The sequence below is a fragment of the Novosphingobium malaysiense genome (assembly GCF_000802225.1).
GTDB classification, from domain to species: Bacteria; Pseudomonadota; Alphaproteobacteria; order Sphingomonadales; family Sphingomonadaceae; genus Novosphingobium; species Novosphingobium malaysiense.
Genome location: NZ_JTDI01000007.1, coordinates 292,300 through 314,004, shown reverse-complemented (window position 1 = coordinate 314,004; position 21,705 = coordinate 292,300). Strand labels below are relative to the sequence as shown.

Sequence of the window (21,705 nt, the reverse complement as noted above, 5' to 3'; positions counted from 1 at the left end):
GTCATGACGCCGACTCTTGCGATCGTGCCCGACGACCTGACCGGCGAGCCGGTTCTGGCCCTGCTGCAACTGCACCTCAACGAGATGCACCGCTGGTCCCCGGCCTGTAAAGTCCACGCGATGCCGGCGGAACGGCTACGGCAGCCCGACGTGCTTTTCTTCTCCGCGTGGGACGGCGACACGCTGGCCGGCTGCGGTGCGATCAAGCATCTCGACGATACGCACGGCGAGTTGAAGTCGATGCGGGCCGCGCCGCAATACCGCGGCAAGGGCGTGGGAAAGGCGATCCTGTTGCGGCTGCTGGAAGAAGCACGGGCCCGAGGCTATAGCCGCGTCAGCCTGGAAACAGGCCGTCCCGAGCCGTTCCGCGCTGCCCAGAATCTCTACCTGTCCCATGGCTTCGTGGAATGCCCGCCTTTCGGCGACTACGTTTCGGACGAGTTCTCGATATGCATGACGAAGGTGTTGTAATGGATCTGCGCATGGCCAAGCCAGCCGATGCGGCGGCTCTTGCAGAGCTCGGCGCGCATAGCTTCGTCGTCAAGTTCGGCCACCTCTACCGGGCGGAGGACCTTTCGACGTTTCTGGCGGAATCGCATTCCGAAGCGAAAGTCGCCAGGGAGATCGCCGACCCGCGGATGCGGGTGATGCTGGCCGAGCGTGACAGCAAGCTGCTCGGCTATTGCAAGCTGATCATGGCCTGCGGCTGGCCCGAACATGCACGCGGGCGGCGGCCGATCGAACTTAAACAGCTCTATACCGATCCCGAAGCGACCGGTCAGGGCATCGGCGCCCGCCTGATGGACTGGGCGCTGGAGGAAGCCGCCGCCTTCGGAGCCGACGAGATCCAGCTTTCGGTCTATTCGGACAACCCCGGTGCGCAGAAGTTCTACCGCCGCTACGGCTTCGACAAGGCTGCCGACATCCACTTCATGGTCGGCGAACAGCGCGACGAGGAATTTCTCTTCGCGAAGATGCTCTAGGCCGGATCGAACTCGATATTCAGCCGCGCGATATTGCGAAAGCTGTAGGTCGGTTCGAATTCGTAGCGGCGTGCGTCGCGCGGGCCGTGGTGCGCTTCGGAAATGCGGATGTCCCTGGTGCGCTTGAGCAGTTCCTCAATGGCCACGCGAGCTTCCAGCCGGGCCAGCGGGGCGCCCATGCAGGCATGGCCGCCGCGGCTGAAAGCCAGGTGATCGCGCAGTCCTTCGCGGTCCATGTCGAAATCGTCGGGGTGGGGGAAGTGACGCGGATCGTTGCTCGCGCCGGTCAGGCTGACGTTGATCACGGTCCCGGCGGGCGTCTCGACGCCGGCGATCTCCGTGGACTTGCGGGCCAGGCGGTAGACCACCTTCACCGGCGGATCGATCCGCAGCGTTTCCTCGATGAAATCGCCGATCTTCTCCGGCTCGGCGCGCAGGCGGGCCTGGATGTCGGGCCGGTCTCCCAGCACGCGGATAGCCATGGCGATCAGGCGCGAGGTGGTGTCCTGCCCGGCGCCGAACAGGAAGCGGGCCATTTCCGCGAGCCGCTCGTAGGGCGGCGCGCTGCCGTCCTTGAAACGGGCATTGGCGAGATCGCTCATCAGGTCGCCCTGCGGCTCGGCCTGGCGCGAGAGGATGTAATTGTCGAACCGCTCCTTGAGGAAGACCAGCGGGTCGGGGCCGATCTTGTGCACCGCGTCGCCATCGATCTGGCTCGGCGGGGCACCCAGCATTTCCAGCAGTTCGGCCCGATCCGCCATGGGGATGCCCATGATGTCGCTGATCGCGTAAGTCGAGGTGGCGTGGGCGAACTGCGTCACCACTTCACAGCCGCCGTCCTGCGCGAAGGCATCGAAAAGCCGGTTCACCAGACCGCGCAGATATTCCTCGTTGGCCTTGAGGCGTTTGAAGGTGAGCAGGCTAGTCAGCAGCGCGCGGTGGCGGGTGTGGTCCTCGCCATCGAAGCAGACGAGATGCGCGGTCCACGGCATTTCCCCGCGATGCGCATCGAGCTGCTCGCCGATGTCGTCGCCTTGCGGCGTGAACGGCAGGGGCGGCAGCGGGCCCAGCACCGAGACCGCGGAAGAGAATGTCCCGTCCCGGCTGGTCAGGACCTCGACGGCTTCATCGTACCCCGAAACGATCAGCGACCCGTTATAGGCTTCGCGTTGCACCGGAGCGGTGGCGCGCATCTGCGCAAAATATTCTCGCGGATGATCGATCACATCCGGGTCGGAATAGAAGTCCGGATAGGCCGGCGCGGTCAGGCTGTCTGTTTGGGGCACGCCGTCTCTCCCTTGGCGTTTTCGTCAGACTGTTAGTGCGTGCGGCCCCTGTCAACCCAAAAGCTGTACACGTGTCAAAACCACTTGAGCTTCTTCGCGATCAGCAGTTCCAGCGCGAAGATGACAAAGCACAGCCCGACGATGATCCAGAAGCCGTGGCTGCCAGGGCTCGTCAGCGGTATGTCGCCGACATTGATGCCCAGCAGGCCGGTGATGAAGCTCAGCGGCAGAAAGATGCCGGCAACGATGGTCAGCATGTTCTGCGTGCGCTCGGTGCTGGCGGCCGCGCGGGCCCGGATATCGTCCTGCAGCACCAGCGCGCTTTCCTTGCTGATGTCGAGATCGTCGAGATAGCGGCGGAGGCGATCGATGGTCTCGGCGATCTCGCGCCGGTCGTGGTCCTCGAACCAGCCCGGCGCATTGTTGGCGATGGCCAGCAGCGCTTCGTGCTGAGGTGACATGTGCCGCTTCAGGCCAAGGCAATTGCGCCGGATCGTCGCGATCTTGCTCAGCACTTCGTCGGTATCGTCGTCGGGATCGCCGTCCTCGAGTTCGTCGATCGCCTCGTTCATGTCGATGATCGAGTGGCTCATGCGATCGATGAGATGTTCGGTCAGAGTCGTGACGAGCGAGCCGGCATCCACCGGTCCGTTACCGCTGTCCACTTCGTTGCAGGTCATGCGCGGCGTCTGTAGCGGCAGGCGACGCAGAGTGACGACGCGCTTGCCGTCGCTCCACAACTGCATCGAAAGCATGTCTTCCGGTTCGGCGCCGGGATTGAAATTGATCCCCCGCAGCGTGGCGACCATGGTGTTGCCGTCGCGAAAGGCGCGCGGTCGGGTGGCTTCGCCGGTGAGCAGTTCTGCCGTTGGTTCTGGAAGGCCCAGGCATTCCTCCAGCCATTCCTGGACCCCGGGATGGGTGCGCTGGAGGTGAATCCAGAGCATCTCGCTGTCGTTGCGAGGGCGCCAGTCCTGCACCTCTTCCCAACTGATCGGCCGTCCGCCGCCCTGGCCGTCGAGTACCCGGCCGAAAAGCATCGGCAACGTACCGTCGCCCTCATCGCTCAGAACTTTTTCGTTCATGTCCTCCTGCATGCCCGAAATCGCTGCGGGGCAAAAGGGCATCAAGCGTGGCAGGAAAGATCAGGCGGGCGGACGCGGACCCATCGGCAGGGTAGGTTCATGGCTCGCCGACAGCGCTTCTGCGTCGGCGGACGACAGGCCCATGTCGGTCAGCACCCATTCCAGGGCCTCTTCCGTCGAAACCGCGACGTCGGGCGCTATGCCGTCGCCTTCCCAGTCGAGGCCGGTTTCCGGGTCGTAAGTCCTGCCGACAGGAAGAAACGCGGTGAAACCGCCAGGCAGGTCGACCTGCCCGCCGAAATGGTTCGCCCCTCGCGTCGACTGCCCGACCAGGGTGGCGCGGTGGGTCCGTTTCAGAGCCAGTGCGAAATGCTCGGCCGCCGATGCGGTGCGCGGTCCGGTCAACAGGTAGACCCTGGCTTTGCGGAGCGATGTCCGGTCGTTGGGCGTCACCCAATGTTCGCGAATGGCCATCCGCTCGTCGGGTATCGTGCGCAGCGAAGCCACACCTTCGACCGGCGAACCGAATTCCTTCTCGGTCGCCTGGCTGGTCACCATGGTCAGCAGCCGGGTAGGCCTGGAATAGAGCCAGGGGAGAATGGCGTCGATCTGGTCGAGGCCACCGCCGTGGTGGGTACGCAGGTCGAAGATCAGGGCATTGGCGTCGGCATGGGCGGTCATGAACGCGGCAACCTGCCGGGTCACGGCCGGATCGTCCGGAAACTCGTTGATGCGCATGTAGGCGATGCCGGGAGCGATCCAACCGGGCTGCTCGATGATCGGAAACTCGGGCTTCGCCGGCGCGGCGGACTCTGCTTTCGCGGGAGCGGCCGCTTGCGACGGGGCGATGACTCGCAGGTGATTGTCGACGGACACGGCCTGCAGATCGCGCGACATGGCGCTTGCGACTTCCTGCTTGCCCGAACCCGAATAGTGGCCCTGGGCCACGCCTTCGCGCAGCGCCGCTGCATAGCGGGCGCCAAGTTCGGGGAAGGTGTACATGCGTTCGAGCATGCCGGCGAACGTGCAGGCGGCGGCGTCGGCCGATTCGGATTCCACGCTGTTGCAGGCGGAGGTGTGATCCGCCGCTTGCAGCGGCAGCGCAACGAGGGCTGTTGCGGCAGCAAGAACTGCGGCGATCGATAGCGAAGCGATCTTGAACATGGGCTTCTTGCGTTGTTTTTGCGTCATGGCACCGCTCTAACTCCGGTCGGCCGCGATGAAAAATGCGCTGGCAGAGCAGCGAATTGCATTGGTCGATTGGAACCGGCTTCAAACCCTCACGCCGAGCGCCTATAGGGCTCTCATGTCTTCAGTACGCCCCTGGCGCGATATCGAGCGCCGCAAGAGCCGCCAGATCATGGTCGGCAGCGTGCCCGTCGGCGGCGATGCCCCGATTACGGTGCAGACCATGACCAACACCCCCACGTCCGACGCGAAGGCGACGATCGACCAGATCCGCCGCTGCGAGGATGCCGGCGCCGATCTCATCCGCGTGTCCTGCCCGGACGTGGAAAGCACGACAGCCTTCCGCGAGATTGCAAGGGCCGCGCAAGTGCCGCTGATCGCGGACATCCATTTCCACTACAAGCGCGCGCTCGAAGCTGCCGATGCCGGCGCGGCTTGCCTGCGCATCAATCCCGGCAATATCGGCTCGGACGCACGCGTGGCGGAAGTGGTGCGCGCCGCCAAGGCCAACGGTTGCGCCATCCGCATCGGCGTGAATGCCGGCAGCCTCGAGCGCGACCTGCTCGAAAAGTACGGCGAGCCCTGCCCCGAAGCGCTGGTGGAATCGGCGCTCGATCATATCAAGCTGCTGCAGGACCATGATTTCCACGACTACAAGGTGGCCGTGAAGGCCAGCGACGTTTTCCTCGCCGTGGCGGCCTATCAGGGCCTTGCCGATGCGGTGGACTGTCCGCTGCATCTCGGCATTACCGAGGCCGGCGGGCTGATCGGTGGTACGGTGAAATCGGCGATCGGCATCGGCAACATGCTCTGGGCGGGAATCGGCGACACCTTGCGCGTCTCGCTGTCGGCTGAGCCCGAAGAGGAAGTGCGTGTCGGCTTCGAGATCCTCAAGGCTCTGGGGCTGCGCACGCGCGGCGTTCGCGTGGTCTCGTGTCCTTCCTGCGCACGGCAGGGCTTCGACGTGATCCGCACGGTCGAGGCGCTGGAGGCGCGCCTGCAGCATATCAAGACGCCGCTGTCGCTCTCTGTCCTCGGTTGCGTCGTGAACGGTCCGGGAGAGGCGCGCGAAACCGACATCGGCATCACCGGCGGCGGCAATGGCAAGCACATGGTCTATCTTTCGGGTGTGACCGATCATCACGTACAGAGCGACGACATGCTCGACCACATCGTGTCTCTGGTCGAAGCCAAGGCGGCCGAGATCGAAGCGGCGGAACAGGCCCAGGCGGTCGCCGCTGAGTGAGCGTAGTCAAACGCGAATTCGCGGCTTTCCTGGCCACGCAACGCGATAGCTTCCTGCTCTGGCGCCTTGCGCCGATCGTGCCGCTGATCGCGATCCTTCCCGAATTCGCGCAGCACGTTGTCGAAGTGCGCATCGGCATGTTCGAGAATGGCGACGCATTTCGGGCGTTGGCGGTCGATCCGCAGCGCATGGCATCGGCCGCGATCAAGGTTGCCGGCCTGATCATTTGCGTTGTCATGGCAGCCCTGGTCTGGGCCAATCGGGAGCGAGGAACGCGCTTGTGGAGCTTTGCCGCGATCGGCTGGCGCCAGGTGCTTGTCGGCTTTGCGATCCAGATCGTGGCGTCGCTGCCCGGCATGTTGACTGCCGGGATTTCGCCGCAAGCGGCGACGCTGGTGGCCGCGGTACTGACGGTTGCCAGTCTGCCCGGCCTCGTCCTGATGATCGGCGGTCTGGTCGGCGACCGGCAGACCGGACTGGCGCAAGTCTACAGCCGAGGTTGGGGCCAGGCCCTGCGCATCGCGGTTCATTTTGGGCCGGGCTGGGTTCTGTTGCAGGCCGTGCACAACTGGAACCATATGGCTGCACTGGGCCGGCCGGACTCGCTGGTCTGGTCGCTGATGGCGTGGGATGCGCTCGTCGTCGGCTTGATGGCGACGCTGGCGGGCACGGCGATGCACCATGGCTACAGGTTGGGCGGTCCGGCTGCGGAAACGCCTTAACCGGCCATAATCCTTTGTGCGCTATCGTGCCCACATGCGCGCCGGTCCCGTCATTCTTCTTTTCGCGACAGTAGCCCTCGTCGGCTGGATTGCGCCCGGCCTTTCGGGCCGTGGCCAGCACCAATCCGCCGGCAAGCCGGAAGCCTTGCCAACTGCAGCCGACCCGACCAGCCGCGAAGCCTGGCTGAGTGGCGGCACCGTGCTAGAGCGAGCACAAGACGGGCATTTCTACGCGGATGCCGACGTCGATGCGCGTTCGACGCATTTTCTGGTCGATACCGGAGCCAGTGTCGTTGCACTGACGGGCTCGGACGCGCAGGCAATCGGGCTGGTCTGGAACGAATCCGATCTGGTCCCGGTCGGCCGGGGGGCCAGCGGGACGGTCTATGGCGTGCCGGTCAGGCTGCAACGGGTCGAGTTGGAAGACTTCGCGGCCCACGATGTTCCCGCCGCGATCATTCCCGAGGGGCTCGACGTCTCCCTGCTGGGCCAGTCGTTTCTCGCCGAGCTGAAGGGCGTGCGGATCGAAGGCGATCGCATGATCCTGGGCGGCGAGCCGTGAGAGATTCAGGCCATATTGCCGGAAAGTCCCGCAAGGCTGGTCCAGATGGCGAAAGCGGTCATGCCGATGACCGAAGCCATCGCAGCGTGCGTCACTTTCGATACCGGGGCAAACATCTGACCTAAGCCTTGCGGGAGCGGGGGGTGCGCTCATCTAGCGCCGCCACTGCGGCAACGCCATGCCGTCGGTCGGGTGGCAAATGTCGTTTGTCGATCCCGTTGCGACGTTTCCTCTTCAGCTCGCCCCGGCGCAGGGTCGGCGACCATCAACCGGCGGACATTCGAGTCGCCAAGTTGTCTAGTCGGTGCGGCGAGGTGATCTGGCTGGCGAGCTAGAACGATTGCAAACGCGGAAACGGAAAACCCCGCCGGTTCGCACCGGCGGGGTCTCGTATGCCTGTCAGGCGGAAGAAAGGGAGGCTCAGGCCTCGCCTTCTCCCTCGCCCTTGTTCAGGTATTCGCCGGCATCGGCATCGGTGCCGTGGGTTTCACCCTCGACTGCCGCCAGCGGATCGTCGCCCAGATCGTCGAGCGGGTCACGATGCAGCTCGGCTTCGTGCTCCTGCTCGGCCGTGTCGGCCGCGATGAGCGCTTCCTGCATCTTGCGATAGGACGCGCGCAGCGCGGCGTCGCGGCTGGAAGCGGCAACCCGGACGCGGTTCATGCCCGCACCGGTGCCCGCCGGGATCAGGCGGCCGACAATGACGTTTTCCTTCAGGCCGATCAGCGAGTCCCGCTTGCCTTCGACCGCCGCCTGCGTGAGCACGCGGGTGGTCTCCTGGAACGAGGCTGCCGAAATGAACGAACGGGTCTGCAGCGAGGCCTTGGTGATGCCGAGCAGCACCGGCTTGCCTTCGGCGGGCTTCTGCCCCGCCTTCAGCTTGCTGTTGTACTCGTTCATTTCCTCGTAATCGACCTGCTCGCCGGCCAGCAGCGTGGTGTCGCCGCCGTCGGTGATCTCGACCTTCTGCAGCATCTGGCGAACGATCACCTCGATGTGCTTGTCGTTGATCTTAACACCCTGCAAGCGGTAGACTTCCTGGATTTCCGCCACGAGGTATTCCGCGAGCGCCTCGACGCCGAGGACCTCGAGAATGTCGTGCGGATCGGGCGAGCCCGAGATCAGGTTGTCGCCCTTCTTGACGAAGTCGCCTTCCTGCACGTCGATCACGCGGCTCTTGGGGATCAGGTACTCGACCGGATCGCCCTCTTCCGGAATGATCGCGATCTTGCGCTTGGCCTTGTAGTCGCGAACGAACTCGATGCGGCCCGAGACCTTGGCAATGATCGAGTTGTCCTTCGGCTTGCGGGCCTCGAACAGCTCGGCAACACGCGGCAGACCGCCGGTGATGTCGCGGGTCTTGGCGGCTTCGCGCGAAGCACGGGCGAGAATGTCGCCGGCCTCGACGGTCTGGCCGTCTTCCACCGAGAGGGTCGTGCCCGGCGCCAGCATGTAGCGCGCGGCCTCGCCCGACTGATCGTCGAGCAGGGTCAGGCGCGGACGCAGGTCTTCCTTCTTCTTGGAGCGGCTGGACGAACGGTCCTCGGTCACGACGCGGCTGGTCATGCCGGTCGCTTCGTCGGCCTGTTCGGTCAGCGTGCGACCGTCGATCAGGTCCTGATACTTCACCACACCCGAGGTTTCGGTGATGATCGGCAGGGTGAACGGGTCCCACTCGGCCAGACGTTCGCCTTCCTTCACCTCCGCCCCGTCGGTGTGGAGCAGCACGGTGCCGTAGGGCACGCGGTGCATGGCGCGCTCGCGGCCTTCGGTGTCGATGATCACGATCTCGCCGGTGCGGGCCAGCGAGAGACGACGGCCGCGCTTGTCGACGATCGTCGGGATGTCGCGATACTGCACGGTACCGTCGCAGATCGATTCCAGGTGGCTGGTTTCGTTGAGCTGCGCGGCGCCGCCGATGTGGAAGGTACGCATGGTGAGCTGCGTGCCCGGTTCACCGATCGACTGCGCGGCGATGACGCCCACGGCCTCGCCGATGTTGACCGGCGTACCGCGTGCAAGGTCACGGCCGTAGCACTTCGCGCAAACGCCCTGCTCCGCCTCGCAGACCAGCGGCGAGCGGATGCGGGCCGACTGCACGCCGGCTTCCTCGATCTTCTTGACCGAGGGTTCGTCGAGCAGCGAGCCGTTGGGCACGACCACGGTGCCGTCCTTGTCGGCGATGTCCTCGGCGAGGGTACGGCCCAGGATGCGCTCGGCAAGCGAGGCGATGACCGAACCGCCCTGCACGATCGCGCGCATTTCCAGCGCCCGCTCGGTGCCGCAGTCCTCGACGACGACCACACAGTCCTGCGACACGTCGACCAGACGGCGGGTCAGGTAGCCCGAGTTCGCCGTCTTGAGTGCGGTGTCGGCCAGACCCTTGCGGGCGCCGTGGGTCGAGTTGAAGTACTCGAGAACGGTGAGGCCTTCCTTGAAGTTCGAGATGATCGGCGTTTCGATGATCTCGCCCGACGGCTTGGCCATCAGGCCGCGCATGCCAGCCAGCTGCTTCATCTGGGCCGGGCTACCACGGGCGCCGGAGTGGCTCATCATGTAGATCGAGTTGATCTGCGCTTCGCGGCCGGTCTCGGGATCGATCGGCTGGGCCTTGATCTCGTCCATCATGGCGTTCGCCACCTGGTCGCCGCAGCGGCTCCAGGCGTCGATCACCTTGTTGTACTTCTCCTGCTGGGTGATCAGGCCGTCCTGGTACTGCTGCTCGTAGTCGGCAACCAGTTCCTTGGTCTCGCCGACCAGGGCTTCCTTCGAGTCCGGAATGATCATGTCATCCTTGCCGAAGGAGATGCCGGCCTTGAACGCGTGGCGGAAGCCGAGGCTCATGATGGCATCGGCGAACAGCACCGTGTCCTTCTGGCCGGTGTGGCGGTAGACTTGGTCGATGACGTCGCCGATTTCCTTCTTGGTCAGAAGGCGGTTGATCACGTCGAAGGGCACGGTGTGGCTCTTCGGCAGGCATTCGCCGATCAGCATGCGGCCCGGCGTGGTCACGACGCGCCGGAGGTATTCGTTGCCCTCCTCGTCGGTCTGCGGAACGCGGGTGATGATCTTGCTGTGCAGCGTCACCGTCTTGGTCTCGAGGGCCTGGTGGACCTCGGCCATGTCGGCAAAGCGCGGCAGCTTCTCGATCTTCTCGCCGCTTTCGTCCTCGATGAACTCCGGCGTCTGTTCCTGGCGTTCCATCGACAGGTAGTAGAGGCCGAGAACCATGTCCTGCGACGGCACGATGATCGGCTTGCCGTTTGCGGGCGAGAGGATGTTGTTGGTCGACATCATCAGCACGCGCGCTTCGAGCTGGGCTTCCAGCGAAAGCGGCACGTGGACGGCCATCTGGTCACCGTCGAAGTCGGCGTTGAAGGCCGAGCAGACGAGCGGGTGCAGCTGGATCGCCTTGCCCTCGATCAGCACCGGCTCGAACGCCTGGATGCCGAGGCGGTGAAGCGTCGGCGCGCGGTTCAGCAGGACCGGGTGCTCGCGGATCACCTCGTCGAGGATGTCCCAGACTTCCTTGCGTTCCTTCTCGACCCACTTCTTGGCCTGCTTGAGGGTCATCGAGAGACCCTTGGCGTCGAGGCGGGCGTAGATGAACGGCTTGAACAGCTCGAGCGCCATCTTCTTGGGCAGGCCGCACTGGTGCAGCTTGAGTTCCGGACCGGTCACGATGACCGAGCGGCCCGAATAGTCGACGCGCTTGCCCAGCAGGTTCTGGCGGAAGCGGCCCTGCTTGCCCTTGAGCATGTCGGACAGCGACTTCAGCGGACGCTTGTTGGCGCCGGTGATGACGCGGCCGCGGCGGCCGTTGTCGAACAGCGCGTCGACGGCTTCCTGCAGCATGCGCTTTTCGTTGCGGACGATGATGTCCGGCGCACGCAGCTCGATCAGGCGCTTGAGGCGGTTGTTGCGGTTGATGACGCGGCGATACAGGTCGTTGAGGTCCGACGTCGCGAAGCGGCCGCCGTCCAGAGGCACCAGCGGGCGCAGTTCGGGCGGAATGACGGGCACGACCTCGAGGATCATCCACTCGGGACGGTTACCCGATTCGATGAAACTCTCGACGACCTTGAGGCGCTTGATGATCTTCTTGGGCTTGAGTTCGGACTTGGTGGTCTCGAGCTCTTGCAGAAGGTCGGCGCGTTCCTGCTCGAGGTCGAGCTGCATGAGCATCTGCTTGACCGCCTCGGCGCCGATTCCGGCCGAAAAGGCGTCTTCGCCGTACTCGTCCTGTGCGTCGAGCAGTTCGTCCTCGGTGAGAAGCTGGTACTTTTCCAACGGGGTCAGGCCCGGCTCGATGACGATGTAGCTCTCGAAGTACAGCACGCGCTCAAGTTGCTTGAGCTGCATGTCGAGCAGCAGGCCGATGCGCGAGGGCAGCGACTTGAGGAACCAGATGTGCGCGACCGGCGCGGCCAGCTCGATGTGGCCCATGCGCTCGCGGCGCACCTTGGTGACGGTGACTTCGACGCCGCACTTCTCGCAGACGACGCCCTTGTACTTCATGCGCTTGTACTTGCCGCAAAGGCACTCGTAGTCCTTCACCGGGCCGAAGATGCGCGCGCAGAACAGGCCGTCACGTTCGGGCTTGAACGTGCGGTAGTTGATGGTTTCCGGCTTCTTGATCTCGCCGAAGGACCAGGAGCGGATACGCTCGGGGGAAGCGAGGCCGATCTGGATCTGATCGAAGGTCTCGGGCTTCGCCATCTGGTTGGTGAACTTGGTCAGGTCGTTCATGGTTCAGTTCCCTGTGAGGGGTAAATTCTCGAGGCGGAGGAGGCGGGCGGAGCGCAGGGCCCCGCCCGGCCTTGTTATTCCGCAGCCTCCGGCAGCAGGTCGTCGCCATCCTCGTCGTCGAGGCTCTTGAGCTCGACGTTGAGACCCAGCGAGCGCATTTCCTTGACGAGAACGTTGAAGCTCTCCGGAATGCCGGCCTCGAAAGTGTCGTCGCCCTTGACGATCGCCTCGTAGACCTTGGTGCGGCCGACCACGTCGTCGGACTTCACCGTCAGCATTTCCTGCAAGGTGTACGCCGCGCCGTAGGCCTGGAGCGCCCAGACCTCCATCTCACCGAAGCGCTGGCCGCCGAACTGCGCCTTACCGCCCAGCGGCTGCTGGGTGACGAGCGAGTAGGGGCCGATCGAACGGGCGTGGATCTTGTCGTCGACGAGGTGGTGCAGCTTCAGCATGTAGATGATGCCCACGGTCACCTTGCGGTCGAAAGGCTCGCCGGTGCGGCCGTCGAACAGGACCGACTGACCCGACTTGTCGAGACCGGCCAGTTCCAGCATGTCCGCGACGTCGGCTTCCACCGCGCCGTCGAACACCGGAGTGCCCATCGGGACGCCCTTGGTGACATTGCCGGCGAGTTCGAGCAGCGAGGCGGTGTCGCGGCTGTCGATGTCGTCGGCATAGTGCGCGCCGTAGATCGTCTTGAGACGTTCACGCACCGCTTCGGGCGGGGCGGCCGTCTCGGGATCCGGATTGGCATGGCGCCAGTCTTCCAGAGCCGATTTGACCTGTTCGCCCAGGCCGCGTGCGGCCCAGCCGAGGTGGGTCTCGAAGATCTGCCCGACGTTCATGCGCGAAGGCACGCCCAGCGGGTTCAGCACGATGTCGACAGGCGTGCCGTCCTCGAGGAACGGCATGTCTTCCTGCGGCAGGATGCGCGAGATGACGCCCTTGTTGCCGTGACGGCCGGCCATCTTGTCGCCCGGCTGCAGCTTGCGCTTCACGGCCACGAAGACCTTGACCATCTTGAGCACGCCGGGGGCCAGCTCGTCGCCGCGCTCCAGCTTCTCCTTGCGGTCCTCGAACTTCTCCTGGATCGCCTTGACGGTCTCGTCGTACTGCGCCTTCACCGCTTCGAGCTGCGACTGCATGTGGTCGTCCGCGACGGCGAACTTCCACCACTCGTGCTTCTCGACTTCGGCGAGAACCTCGTCGGTGATCTCGCCACCCTTCTTCACGCCCTTGGGCGCCGAAGCGGCGACCTGGCCGACCAGCATTTCCTGCAGGCGGTTGTAGGTCGCACGGTTGAGAATGGCGCGCTCGTCCTCGCGGTCCTTGGCGAGGCGTTCGATTTCCTCGTTCTGGATCGCGCGGGTACGGTCGTCGATCTCGATGCCGTGGCGGTTGAACACGCGCACGTCGACGATGGTGCCGGCAACGCCCGGGGGCAGGCGCAGCGAGGTGTCGCGCACGTCGCTGGCCTTCTCGCCGAAGATGGCGCGCAGGAGCTTTTCTTCCGGCGTCATCGGGCTTTCGCCCTTCGGCGTGATCTTGCCGACGAGGATGTCACCCGGGTGCACTTCCGCGCCGATGTAGACGATGCCCGCCTCGTCGAGGTTGCGCAGGGCTTCCTCGCCGACGTTGGGGATGTCGCGGGTGATGTCTTCCGGACCCAGCTTGGTGTCGCGGGCCATGACCTCGAACTCGTCGATGTGGATCGAGGTGAAGACGTCGTCCTTCACGATCCGCTCGGAGATGAGGATGGAGTCCTCGTAGTTGTAGCCGTTCCAGGGCATGAACGCGACGAGGGTGTTGCGGCCCAGCGCCAGTTCGCCCAGCTCGGTCGAAGGACCGTCAGCAATGGTGTCGCCGGCCTTCACCCAGTCGCCGACCTTCACCAGCGGGCGCTGGTTGATGCAGGTCGACTGGTTCGAACGCTCGAACTTCTGCAGGCGGTAGATGTCGACGCCCGACTTGCCCGGCTCGATGTCTCCGCTGGCGCGGATGACGATACGGGTGGCATCGACCTGATCGACGATACCGCCGCGCAGCGCGGAAATCGCCGCGCCCGAATCGCGGGCCACGGTCTCTTCCATGCCGGTGCCGACGAACGGAGCGTCCGCCTTCACGAGCGGCACGGCCTGACGCTGCATGTTCGAACCCATGAGCGCGCGGTTGGCGTCGTCGTTTTCTAGGAACGGAATGAGCGAGGCGGCGACCGAGACGAGCTGCTTGGGCGAAACGTCCATCAGCGTGATCTGGTCCGACGGGCTCATCACGAATTCGCCGTTCTGGCGGGCGGAGATGAGGTCCTCGACGAACTTGCCGTCACCGTCGAGCTCGGCCGAGGCCTGCGCAACGGTGTGCTTCTGCTCTTCCATGGCCGAGAGGTACACGACCTCGCCGGTCACCTTGCCCTCCACGACGCGCCGATACGGCGTCTCGATGAAGCCGTACTTGTTGACGCGGGCGAAGGTCGAGAGCGAGTTGATCAGACCGATGTTCGGGCCTTCCGGCGTCTCGATCGGGCAGATGCGGCCATAGTGCGTCGGGTGAACGTCGCGGACTTCGAAGCCGGCGCGCTCACGGGTGAGGCCGCCCGGGCCAAGCGCCGAAACGCGGCGCTTGTGGGTGACTTCCGAGAGCGGGTTGGTCTGGTCCATGAACTGCGAGAGCTGGCTGGAGCCGAAGAACTCGCGAACCGCGGCCACGGCGGGCTTGGCGTTGATGAGGTCGTTCGGCATCACCGTCGAGACGTCGACCGAGCTCATGCGCTCCTTGACCGCACGTTCCATGCGCAGCAGGCCGACGCGATACTGGTTTTCCAGCAGCTCGCCCACCGAGCGGACACGACGGTTACCGAGGTTGTCGATATCGTCGATTTCGCCCTTGCCGTCCTTGAGGTTCACCAGCTCCTTGACCACGGCGAGGATGTCCTCGGTGCGCAAGGTGGTGACGGTGTCCTCGGCATCGAGGCTGAGACGCATGTTCAGCTTCACGCGGCCGACGGCGGACAGGTCGTAGCGGTCGGAATCGAAGAACAGGCCTTCGAACAGGGCTTCGGCGGTTTCCTTCGTCGGCGGCTCGCCCGGACGCATGACCTTGTAGATCGCCTCCAGACCCATGTCGCGGTTTTCGGCCTTGTCGGCCTTCATGGTGTTGCGCATCCACGGGCCGGTGTTGACGTCGTCGATGTCGAGCAGGTTGAGCTGGTCGATGCCGGCAGCGTCGAGCGCTTCGAGGTTTTCCGGCGTCACTTCGTCGCCGGCCTCGATGTATATGCGGCCGGTCGACTCGTCGATCATGTCCTCGGCGACGTAGCGGCCGAAGATTTCCTCGGTCGGGATGAGGAGTTCCTCGAGACCGTCCTTCTGCGCCTTGTTGGCCGCGCGCGGGCTGATCTTGTGACCGGCGCCGAACACGACTTCGCCCGACTTGGCGTCGACGATGTCGAAGGCCGGCTTCAGGCCACGCCACGCTTCGGGCGTGTAGGGCAGGCGCCAGCCGCCTTCGCCGCGCTTCCAGGTCACGGTCTCGTAGAAATAGTCGAGGATCTGCTCGCTATCGAGGCCGAGGGCATAGAGCAGCGAGGTGACCGGCAGCTTGCGCTTGCGGTCGATACGCACGTTGACGATGTCCTTGGCGTCGAACTCGAAGTCGAGCCAGGAACCGCGGTACGGGATCACGCGGGCCGCGAAGAGGAACTTGCCCGAGGAGTGCGTCTTGCCGCGGTCGTGGTCGAACAGCACGCCCGGCGAACGGTGCATCTGCGACACGATCACGCGCTCGGTGCCGTTGATGAAGAAGGTGCCGTTCTCGGTCATGAGCGGCATGTCGCCCATGTAGACGTCCTGCTCCTTGATATCGAGGACGGAGCGGGTCTCGGTCTCGGCATCGACCTCGAACACGATCAGGCGCAGCGTCACCTTCATCGGCGCGGCATAGGTGATGCCCCGCTGGCGGCACTCGGTCACGTCGTACTTCGGCTCTTCCAGCTCGTAGTGGACGAAGTCCAGCTCGCTGGTGCCGGCGAAGTCGCGGATCGGGAACACCGAACGCAGCGTCTTTTCCAGGCCCGAAACGTAGCCCACCGAAGGATCGGAGCGCAGGAACTGCTCGTAGCTCTCGCGCTGGACTTCGATGAGGTTGGGCATCTGGACGACTTCGTGGATGTCGCCGAAGATCTTGCGGATGCGCTTCTTGACGGAGCGTCCGGTCGTATCGAGGGGCTTGGTCGCCATGTGGGTCTTTGCCTCTTCGCTTCTCTAGGAGGGCCGATTCGCAGTGAAGGGCCCGAAAATTTTTCGTCTTGCGAGGACGTTTTTCCGCATTCTAGCGGTCCACCGGAAACGCCAAAAGGCCGCTCGGCGTGCAAGGAAACCCTCGAAAGGGCGTCGTTGCAGCCTGCAGCCTGGCGTCAGATGGAAACCCGGATCGCTTCCTTCCCGGGCGTGTCCCCGCGCATGGACCCGCCTTGCTCGAAGCGCCGAGCGAACCCGGCATATAGGATCGCACCGGCGACGTGTCAAACACGCAGCGCGCGGCATATGAAGGTGTGATGAGCAATCCGCAGCCTCTCCCCGAACCCGTCGAACTGGATCGCGCGCCGGGCGATGCCACGGGCATCGTGCTGCCCGCGCACGGGGATGCGCTGATGGAAGACGGCGCGCCATGGCTGACCGCTGCATTCCGGCGTTTCGGGTCTCTGCCTGCCGATAATGCAGTGGAGCGCATCGTCCGGCTCGAAAAGTGTCCCGGCGGCAGCACCGGGGCGAAGTTTCTGCTCGATATCGAATATGCCCGACCGGACCCCGCCCTGCGCACGGCGCTATTCGTGAAGTTCTCCCGCGATTTTACCGACCGGCGCCGCGATCATCCCGGGCGCTATGAAATGGCCAGCGAAGCGCCGTTCATGGCCCTGGCGCGGCAACCGGGTTTCCCGATCGCGACGGCCGAGCCCTACTTCGCCGACTACGACGAGGCGACCGGCACCGGCATCGTGATCACCGAAAGGATTGCCTTCGGAGAAGAGGCCGGCGGCCGGCATGTCGAGTCCCATCGCCCCAAGACGCTCGATTTCGCCACGATGGGTGATCCGCTGCCTTACTACCAGGCCATAGTTACCGCACTCGCGAGGATGGCTGCGGCGCACAAGGCGGGGCAGCTTTCGTCCGAAGTGGAGATGCTCTTTCCCTGGCATCCCGCAACCGGCAGCGCGGATCCGATCCGGCAGGATGCGGAGACACTGGACGTGCAACTGGCCCAGTCGAGAGCTTTCGTCGAGCGCGCGCCGCAGCATTTTCCTGCCGGAGTGCGTTCGGCCGACTTCCTGGCGCGCTTTCATCGCGAAGTCTTGCAGGTGCGCGAAAACGAAAGCGCGATCCAGGCTTTCCTGACGGGCGATCCCCGCATGATTGCCCTGAACCACTGGAACGCGCACATCGACAACGCCTTTTTCTGGCGGCAGACGGAAGGCCTGCATTGCGGCCTGATCGATTGGGGGCGGGCAGGCCAGATCACTTTCGGCGCGGCGCTGTGGGGCGGTCTATCCGCCGCCCACCACGATGTCTGGGACAAGCACCTCGACGACCTGCTCGGCCTGTTCGTCGAGGAATACCGTTCCGGCGGCGGACCGGCGATCACCGCGCGCGAACTCGAGGAGCATCTCATGGTGCACGTAGCGGCCATGGGCGTCGCCCGGGTACTGGCTTTTCCCGAGATCATCGAATTTCGCCTGCCGGGGATATTCGAGGCGAGCGGACCCCGCGATCCGGCGGTGCTTGCCGTGGAACCGGCGCGGAACTGCCTGCATACCTTCACCGTGTTCCTCAAGCTGTGGGAGGCCCGGGAGATCGGCAGGCGCGCCATGCGGATTTCCTGAGTGACTGCGGGACCGCCGGACAAGCGCCAATGCACCCCGCTCCGCGCTGTTTACCGCGAAACGATCAGCGAGATATTGTTTTTCGATATTATCGTTTGACAATAAGTCGGCTCGGCCTTATTGAATTTCGATATGACGCATATCGGAGAACGTGAAATGACAACTCAAGATACCCGGACAACCTATCGTCCCGTCGCCGCTGTCATGGCTTTGGTCTTTGCTGCCAGCCTGTGGCTGCCCACCCTGTCCGCGCCGGCACATGCCCGGGCGACCTCGCCGGTCGTGCAGGAAATCGTCGTTCTAGCAGCGCAGGGCGCCTACGTCCCGGCGCTGATGTAAGCGGGAGCGGATACATGACGTCGATCACCCGCGATCCGCTCCTCGCCATCGCCAAGGGCATTCTCTGGTTCCTCATGGTCGTGATGGCCGTGGCGGCGGTAGCCTGCGTGGTTGCCGCACCGGTCGTCTTCTTCATGCGCGAGACGATCATCGCGGAGCTGACACAGGAAGCGCCGGGCCTAGGCTTTACGCAATTCATTCTGGCGATCGCGGCCGTCTGCCTGTTCGCGGCCGTATTGCTGGCCTTGCTGTTCAGGATATTCCAGCTGCTCAAGCAGATCGTCGACACCGTCGGCGATGGCGATCCGTTCGTGCCCGTCAATGCGCGGCGGCTCACGCAGATGGCGTGGCTTACGCTTGCCGTTCAGATCACGAGCCTGCCGGTCAGCGCCATTGGCATCTGGATTCACAACGTCACCGAAGGCGCCGGCAAGGACGTGGAAATTCACTCGGGTGGCGTCGATGGCAACGGGCTGCTGCTCATGCTCATCCTCTTCATCCTCGCTCGCGTCTTCCGCAAGGGCGCTGAAATGCGCGAAGAACTCGAAGGGACCGTGTAATGGCCGCCGACGAGACCGATACCGCGGAAGGAGGCCAGATCGTGGTGCGACTTGACGACCTGCTGCATGCGCGGCGCATGACGCTGACCGAACTGGCCGAGCGTATCGGCATAACCCTGGCGAACCTGTCCATACTCAAGACGGGCAAGGCCAAGGCAATCCGGTTTTCGACGCTGGAGGCGATCTGCCGGGAACTGGACTGTCAGCCTGGCGACCTGCTGGAATTCGAAGCGGGCAATAGGCAAACCTGAACTGTGCACTGGCGGTTCCCGGGCGAGGCCGATGTGCGTCGGGGCTCTGGTCAGACCGTGAGGTCGATCAGGGCCCCTTTTTCATTGTCGCCATCCTTTGCGTAGGCCTTCTCGATCATCCTTGCGGCGGCCTGCTCCCAGTCGAGCCGCAACTGCGCTTCTGCGTCGCTTTGGGGACGGTCGTGGCCGAAGAACATCGGCTTGAAGCCCTTGGCGTCTTCCGGGCCGAAGTGCTTTGCCGAGGTCGGTGCTTCGATGGTCGTGCGCGCCGGCTTCGGATGGGCGACGCCGCCGATGGAGAAGGGAACGGATCTGTATTCGTTCGAGCGCATGTGAACTGCCTCCTGGCTGTTCTGGGCCCCCATGACACGAGTCAGGCTGAAGTACGATTGTTAAGAAACGGTTGCTCGTGATTACGTGGAGTCCCGTACTTTGTCTCACGAGGACCCATTCCGGCTGTCGCCCGGTGGCCGCAGAACCGGCTTTCCGACGGCGGTTGCGCGGTGAACCTCTGCTTGACTCTTGAAGGCAATTGCGCCAATGGCCCGCTCCGACCGGCGGGCCCAGCCTGCCGATCATCCGTCCGAGACCGCTGCTGAGGGCTTCCCTCTTAATTTGCAGCCTAGACGGGGAACAGGAAATCTTCCGGCCCTCGCTCCTTTGAGCGTGTCGCCACCATCGCGTTTCAGGCGCGATACTCCTTCCCCATCGAACGGACTCGCCCATGGTGCTTCTGGCGCCATGGACAAACGTAGCCGGCCGTTCGGGGCAATCCCGATCGGTCATATGTGAAGGAGTAAGGCATGGATCGTTCGCAGAAAGCCGATTCGGTCGCCCAGCTCAACGCGGTCTTCAACGAGGTCGGCGTGGTGGTCATCACCCGCAACCTCGGCATGACGGTGGCCCAGTCCACCGAACTGCGCACGAAGATCCGTGAAGCCGGCGCGTCCTACAAGGTTGCGAAGAACCGTCTTGCCAAGCTTGCCATTGCGGACACCGACTATGTCGGTATCGGCGACTTCCTGACCGGCCCGACGGCCATCGCCTCTTCGGTGGACCCCGTCGCAGCTGCCAAGGCCGTTGTCGACTTCGCCAAGACGACCGACAAGCTCGAGATCGTCGGCGGCGCAATGGGCACGAACGTTCTGGATGCAGACGGTGTCAAGGCTCTCGCCTCGATGCCCTCGCTCGACGAACTGCGTGCCAAGCTCATTGGTCTCGTTCAGGCTCCGGCCACGAAGATCGCCCAGCTCTCGACCGCTCCGGCGGCCAAGCTGGCGCGTGTCTTCGGCGCCTACGCCGCCAAGGACGCTGCCTGAGCTTCAGCTCGGTAACACGATTCGAAACGATTTATCCCGTCCGTGCGGCATGAGGCCCCGGCGGGACCACAGATCAGGAGTGAAGTACAATGGCCGATATCGCCAAGCTTGTTGAAGAACTGTCGCAGCTGACCGTCCTCGAGGCGGCTGACCTCGCCAAGGCCCTCGAAGAGGCATGGGGCGTTTCCGCCGCTGCCGCCGTTGCCGTTGCCGGCCCTGCCGGTGGCGCCGGTGGCGACGCGCCCGCCGCTGAAGAGAAGGACGAATTTGACGTGATCCTCACCGGCGACGGTGGCAAGAAGATCCAGGTCATCAAGGAAGTCCGCGCCATCACCGGCCTGGGCCTCGCTGAAGCCAAGGGCCTCGTCGAAGGTGCTCCCAAGGCCGTCAAGGAAGGCGTCAACAAGGCCGAGGCCGAGGAAATCAAGAAGAAGATCGAGGAAGCCGGCGGCACCGTCGAGCTCAAGTAATCTTCTTCTCGGTTCTTCCGAGACGAAAAACGGAAAGGGCGGCTCCTGCGGGGCCGCCCTTTTTGCTTGGTGCGCGAATCAGCTTTGCAGATCGTTGCACGTTTGCGACAAACCGCCCCGTGCACTTGCCGGAATGGCAGATGACGAATTGAGGCGACAATGGCCTATAAGTTCAAAGCAAGCGACGGCTCTGTCCAGCGTGCAGTGCGGCGCATCGCGCGCGAGCAGATCGATGGCGCGCTGCACGCGATCGAAACGAAAGATCGCGACACGGCGCGTCACGAAGTGCGCAAGGCGTGCAAGAAGATTCGTGCGCTCGTTCGTCTCGTCCGCCCCGCGTTTTCCGACTATTCCAGCGAGAATGCCGAGTATCGGGACATTGCACGGCTGCTTGCCGGAGGGCGCGATGCACGGGTGCTGATTGATACCTTCGACAAACTGACCGGCAATGTGTCGGCGGACGGCGATCTGGCGGATTCGCCGGCGGTACGAAAGCATTTGGAGCAGGACCTGGCTTGCGTCGAGCAGGGCGCTTCGGCGGAGACGCACCTCCACGAGGCGCGCGCGCGGCTGCAGAAGGCGCGCAAGCGGATCGCTTCGTGGCAACTGGACGAAGAGGAGTGGGCCGCGCTCGGACCGGGGCTTGGGAAAGTCCTGCGACGGGCGCGCAAGGCGAGGCGCAAGACGAGCGATGACCCGGCCCCTGTGCAGTTTCATGAGCTGCGCAAGCGCATTAAGTACCACTGGTACCACGCCCGCCTGTTCAAGTCGGTCTGGCCCGAGATGATGAAGCCGCGCGCGGCCGAACTCAGCCGCGCCGCCGACCTGCTAGGGCTGCATCACGACATCAGCGTATTCGAGGAACGGCTTGCCCGCCTGCCTGCGGACTCCGGCCTTGCCGAACCTGCCGGCGCCTTGCTGACAGTGGCGATGGAACGGCGCGGCGAGCTGGAAAGCGAGATTGCTCCTCTGGTCGGCCGGTTGCTCGCCCAGGAGCCCGGCGCCCTGGTCGACCATTGGCGCGCGCTATGGTGCATCTGGCGCGCGGAACGCGCGTCCTGATGACTGCA

The 21,705-nt window shown here is 64.2% G+C and carries 18 protein-coding genes; 12 read left to right on the top strand and 6 right to left on the bottom strand.

Annotation, left to right across the window (positions count from 1 at the left end; all coding sequences use genetic code 11):
• Positions 1–3: 3 nt before the first annotated feature.
• Together LK12_RS20870 and LK12_RS20865 are read left to right on the top strand one after the other, a co-directional pair.
• Positions 4–471 (top strand): GNAT family N-acetyltransferase, encoded by a 468-nt coding sequence (locus tag LK12_RS20870; RefSeq protein WP_039288564.1) that lies wholly within the window; start codon positions 4–6, stop codon positions 469–471.
• The gene (locus LK12_RS20865) at positions 471–983 is read left to right on the top strand and encodes a GNAT family N-acetyltransferase (RefSeq protein ID WP_039288561.1); all 513 of its coding nucleotides are present in this window, start codon (positions 471–473) and stop codon (positions 981–983) included. Before LK12_RS20870 ends, LK12_RS20865 begins: the two co-directional genes overlap by 1 nt.
• On the opposite strand, the gene LK12_RS20860 is transcribed toward LK12_RS20865, so the two are convergent.
• The 3 genes from LK12_RS20860 to LK12_RS20850 all read right to left on the bottom strand — a co-directional run bounded on the left by LK12_RS20860 (position 980) and on the right by LK12_RS20850 (position 4,545).
• A complete protein-coding gene (locus LK12_RS20860; RefSeq protein ID WP_231568432.1) occupies positions 980–2,269 on the bottom strand; it encodes a cytochrome P450 in 1,290 nt (429 codons plus the stop codon). The genes LK12_RS20865 and LK12_RS20860 overlap by 4 nt on opposite strands.
• A gap of 74 nt (positions 2,270–2,343) precedes the next feature.
• A complete protein-coding gene (locus tag LK12_RS20855) occupies positions 2,344–3,354 on the bottom strand; it encodes a zinc transporter ZntB (protein WP_039288558.1) in 1,011 nt (336 codons plus the stop codon).
• Between the two features lie 60 nt (positions 3,355–3,414).
• Positions 3,415–4,545, bottom strand: coding sequence for a S41 family peptidase (locus LK12_RS20850; protein ID WP_039288555.1), 1,131 nt, complete (start codon positions 4,543–4,545; stop codon positions 3,415–3,417).
• Positions 4,546–4,660: 115 nt separating this feature from the next.
• Here LK12_RS20850 and ispG point away from each other — a divergent pair, with 115 nt between their 5' ends.
• The 3 genes from ispG to LK12_RS20835 are packed head-to-tail and all read left to right on the top strand — an operon-like array spanning position 4,661 to position 7,072.
• On the top strand, positions 4,661–5,788 hold the full coding sequence (ispG, locus tag LK12_RS20845) for a flavodoxin-dependent (E)-4-hydroxy-3-methylbut-2-enyl-diphosphate synthase (protein ID WP_039288551.1): 1,128 nt from the start codon (positions 4,661–4,663) through the stop codon (positions 5,786–5,788).
• Complete coding sequence (locus LK12_RS20840) at positions 5,785–6,510, top strand: hypothetical protein (protein WP_039288548.1); 726 nt, start codon at positions 5,785–5,787, stop codon at positions 6,508–6,510. The genes ispG and LK12_RS20840 overlap by 4 nt, the downstream gene beginning before the upstream one ends.
• A 34-nt stretch (positions 6,511–6,544) precedes the next feature.
• A complete protein-coding gene (locus tag LK12_RS20835) occupies positions 6,545–7,072 on the top strand; it encodes a retropepsin-like aspartic protease family protein (RefSeq protein ID WP_039289642.1) in 528 nt (175 codons plus the stop codon).
• 420 nt (positions 7,073–7,492) lie between these two features.
• Here the strand turns inward: LK12_RS20835 and rpoC are convergent, their stop codons facing one another.
• Positions 7,493–11,821, bottom strand: coding sequence for a DNA-directed RNA polymerase subunit beta' (gene rpoC / locus LK12_RS20830; RefSeq protein ID WP_039288545.1), 4,329 nt, complete (start codon positions 11,819–11,821; stop codon positions 7,493–7,495).
• Between the two features lie 74 nt (positions 11,822–11,895).
• Entirely contained in the window at positions 11,896–16,056 is a 4,161-nt protein-coding gene (rpoB, locus tag LK12_RS20825; protein ID WP_039288542.1) for a DNA-directed RNA polymerase subunit beta, read from the bottom strand.
• A 317-nt stretch (positions 16,057–16,373) separates the two neighbouring features.
• On the opposite strand from rpoB, the gene LK12_RS20820 reads away from it, so the two are divergent.
• The 4 genes from LK12_RS20820 (at position 16,374) to LK12_RS20805 (ending at position 18,846) form a co-directional block, all read left to right on the top strand.
• A complete protein-coding gene (locus LK12_RS20820) occupies positions 16,374–17,696 on the top strand; it encodes a hypothetical protein (RefSeq protein WP_052223659.1) in 1,323 nt (440 codons plus the stop codon).
• 156 nt (positions 17,697–17,852) lie between these two features.
• Complete coding sequence (locus tag LK12_RS20815; RefSeq protein WP_039288539.1) at positions 17,853–18,035, top strand: hypothetical protein; 183 nt, start codon at positions 17,853–17,855, stop codon at positions 18,033–18,035.
• Positions 18,036–18,049: 14 nt separating this feature from the next.
• Positions 18,050–18,595 (top strand): DUF2975 domain-containing protein, encoded by a 546-nt coding sequence (locus LK12_RS20810; protein WP_039288536.1) that lies wholly within the window; start codon positions 18,050–18,052, stop codon positions 18,593–18,595.
• Complete coding sequence (locus tag LK12_RS20805; RefSeq protein ID WP_039288534.1) at positions 18,595–18,846, top strand: helix-turn-helix domain-containing protein; 252 nt, start codon at positions 18,595–18,597, stop codon at positions 18,844–18,846. The genes LK12_RS20810 and LK12_RS20805 overlap by 1 nt, the downstream gene beginning before the upstream one ends.
• A gap of 50 nt (positions 18,847–18,896) precedes the next feature.
• On the opposite strand, the gene LK12_RS20800 is transcribed toward LK12_RS20805, so the two are convergent.
• Positions 18,897–19,178, bottom strand: a complete 282-nt coding sequence (locus tag LK12_RS20800) for a hypothetical protein (RefSeq protein WP_039288531.1) — start codon at positions 19,176–19,178, stop codon at positions 18,897–18,899.
• 471 nt (positions 19,179–19,649) lie between these two features.
• Between LK12_RS20800 and rplJ the strand changes: the two genes are divergently transcribed.
• The 3 genes from rplJ (at position 19,650) to LK12_RS20785 (ending at position 21,697) form a co-directional block, all read left to right on the top strand.
• The gene (gene rplJ / locus LK12_RS20795; RefSeq protein ID WP_039288528.1) at positions 19,650–20,165 is read left to right on the top strand and encodes a 50S ribosomal protein L10; all 516 of its coding nucleotides are present in this window, start codon (positions 19,650–19,652) and stop codon (positions 20,163–20,165) included.
• Between the two features lie 89 nt (positions 20,166–20,254).
• Positions 20,255–20,635, top strand: coding sequence for a 50S ribosomal protein L7/L12 (gene rplL / locus LK12_RS20790; protein ID WP_039288525.1), 381 nt, complete (start codon positions 20,255–20,257; stop codon positions 20,633–20,635).
• A gap of 159 nt (positions 20,636–20,794) precedes the next feature.
• Positions 20,795–21,697, top strand: a complete 903-nt coding sequence (locus LK12_RS20785) for a CHAD domain-containing protein (protein ID WP_039288522.1) — start codon at positions 20,795–20,797, stop codon at positions 21,695–21,697.
• The last annotated feature ends 8 nt before the right edge of the window (positions 21,698–21,705 follow it).

What these genes read in the sequence shown, in the direction of transcription:
- LK12_RS20870 (WP_039288564.1), top strand. Translation starts at nt 4, where the DNA reads ATGACGCCGACTCTTGCGATCGTGCCCGACGACCTGACCGGCGAGCCG.
- LK12_RS20865 (WP_039288561.1), top strand. Translation starts at nt 471, where the DNA reads ATGGATCTGCGCATGGCCAAGCCAGCCGATGCGGCGGCTCTTGCAGAG.
- LK12_RS20855 (WP_039288558.1), bottom strand. Translation starts at nt 3,354, where the DNA reads ATGAACGAAAAAGTTCTGAGCGATGAGGGCGACGGTACGTTGCCGATG.
- LK12_RS20850 (WP_039288555.1), bottom strand. Translation starts at nt 4,545, where the DNA reads ATGACGCAAAAACAACGCAAGAAGCCCATGTTCAAGATCGCTTCGCTA.
- ispG (WP_039288551.1), top strand. Translation starts at nt 4,661, where the DNA reads ATGTCTTCAGTACGCCCCTGGCGCGATATCGAGCGCCGCAAGAGCCGC.
- LK12_RS20835 (WP_039289642.1), top strand. Translation starts at nt 6,545, where the DNA reads ATGCGCGCCGGTCCCGTCATTCTTCTTTTCGCGACAGTAGCCCTCGTC.
- rpoC (WP_039288545.1), bottom strand. Translation starts at nt 11,821, where the DNA reads ATGAACGACCTGACCAAGTTCACCAACCAGATGGCGAAGCCCGAGACC.
- rpoB (WP_039288542.1), bottom strand. Translation starts at nt 16,056, where the DNA reads ATGGCGACCAAGCCCCTCGATACGACCGGACGCTCCGTCAAGAAGCGC.
- LK12_RS20820 (WP_052223659.1), top strand. Translation starts at nt 16,374, where the DNA reads ATGAGCAATCCGCAGCCTCTCCCCGAACCCGTCGAACTGGATCGCGCG.
- LK12_RS20815 (WP_039288539.1), top strand. Translation starts at nt 17,853, where the DNA reads ATGACAACTCAAGATACCCGGACAACCTATCGTCCCGTCGCCGCTGTC.
- LK12_RS20810 (WP_039288536.1), top strand. Translation starts at nt 18,050, where the DNA reads ATGACGTCGATCACCCGCGATCCGCTCCTCGCCATCGCCAAGGGCATT.
- LK12_RS20805 (WP_039288534.1), top strand. Translation starts at nt 18,595, where the DNA reads ATGGCCGCCGACGAGACCGATACCGCGGAAGGAGGCCAGATCGTGGTG.
- LK12_RS20800 (WP_039288531.1), bottom strand. Translation starts at nt 19,178, where the DNA reads ATGCGCTCGAACGAATACAGATCCGTTCCCTTCTCCATCGGCGGCGTC.
- rplJ (WP_039288528.1), top strand. Translation starts at nt 19,650, where the DNA reads ATGGATCGTTCGCAGAAAGCCGATTCGGTCGCCCAGCTCAACGCGGTC.
- rplL (WP_039288525.1), top strand. Translation starts at nt 20,255, where the DNA reads ATGGCCGATATCGCCAAGCTTGTTGAAGAACTGTCGCAGCTGACCGTC.
- LK12_RS20785 (WP_039288522.1), top strand. Translation starts at nt 20,795, where the DNA reads ATGGCCTATAAGTTCAAAGCAAGCGACGGCTCTGTCCAGCGTGCAGTG.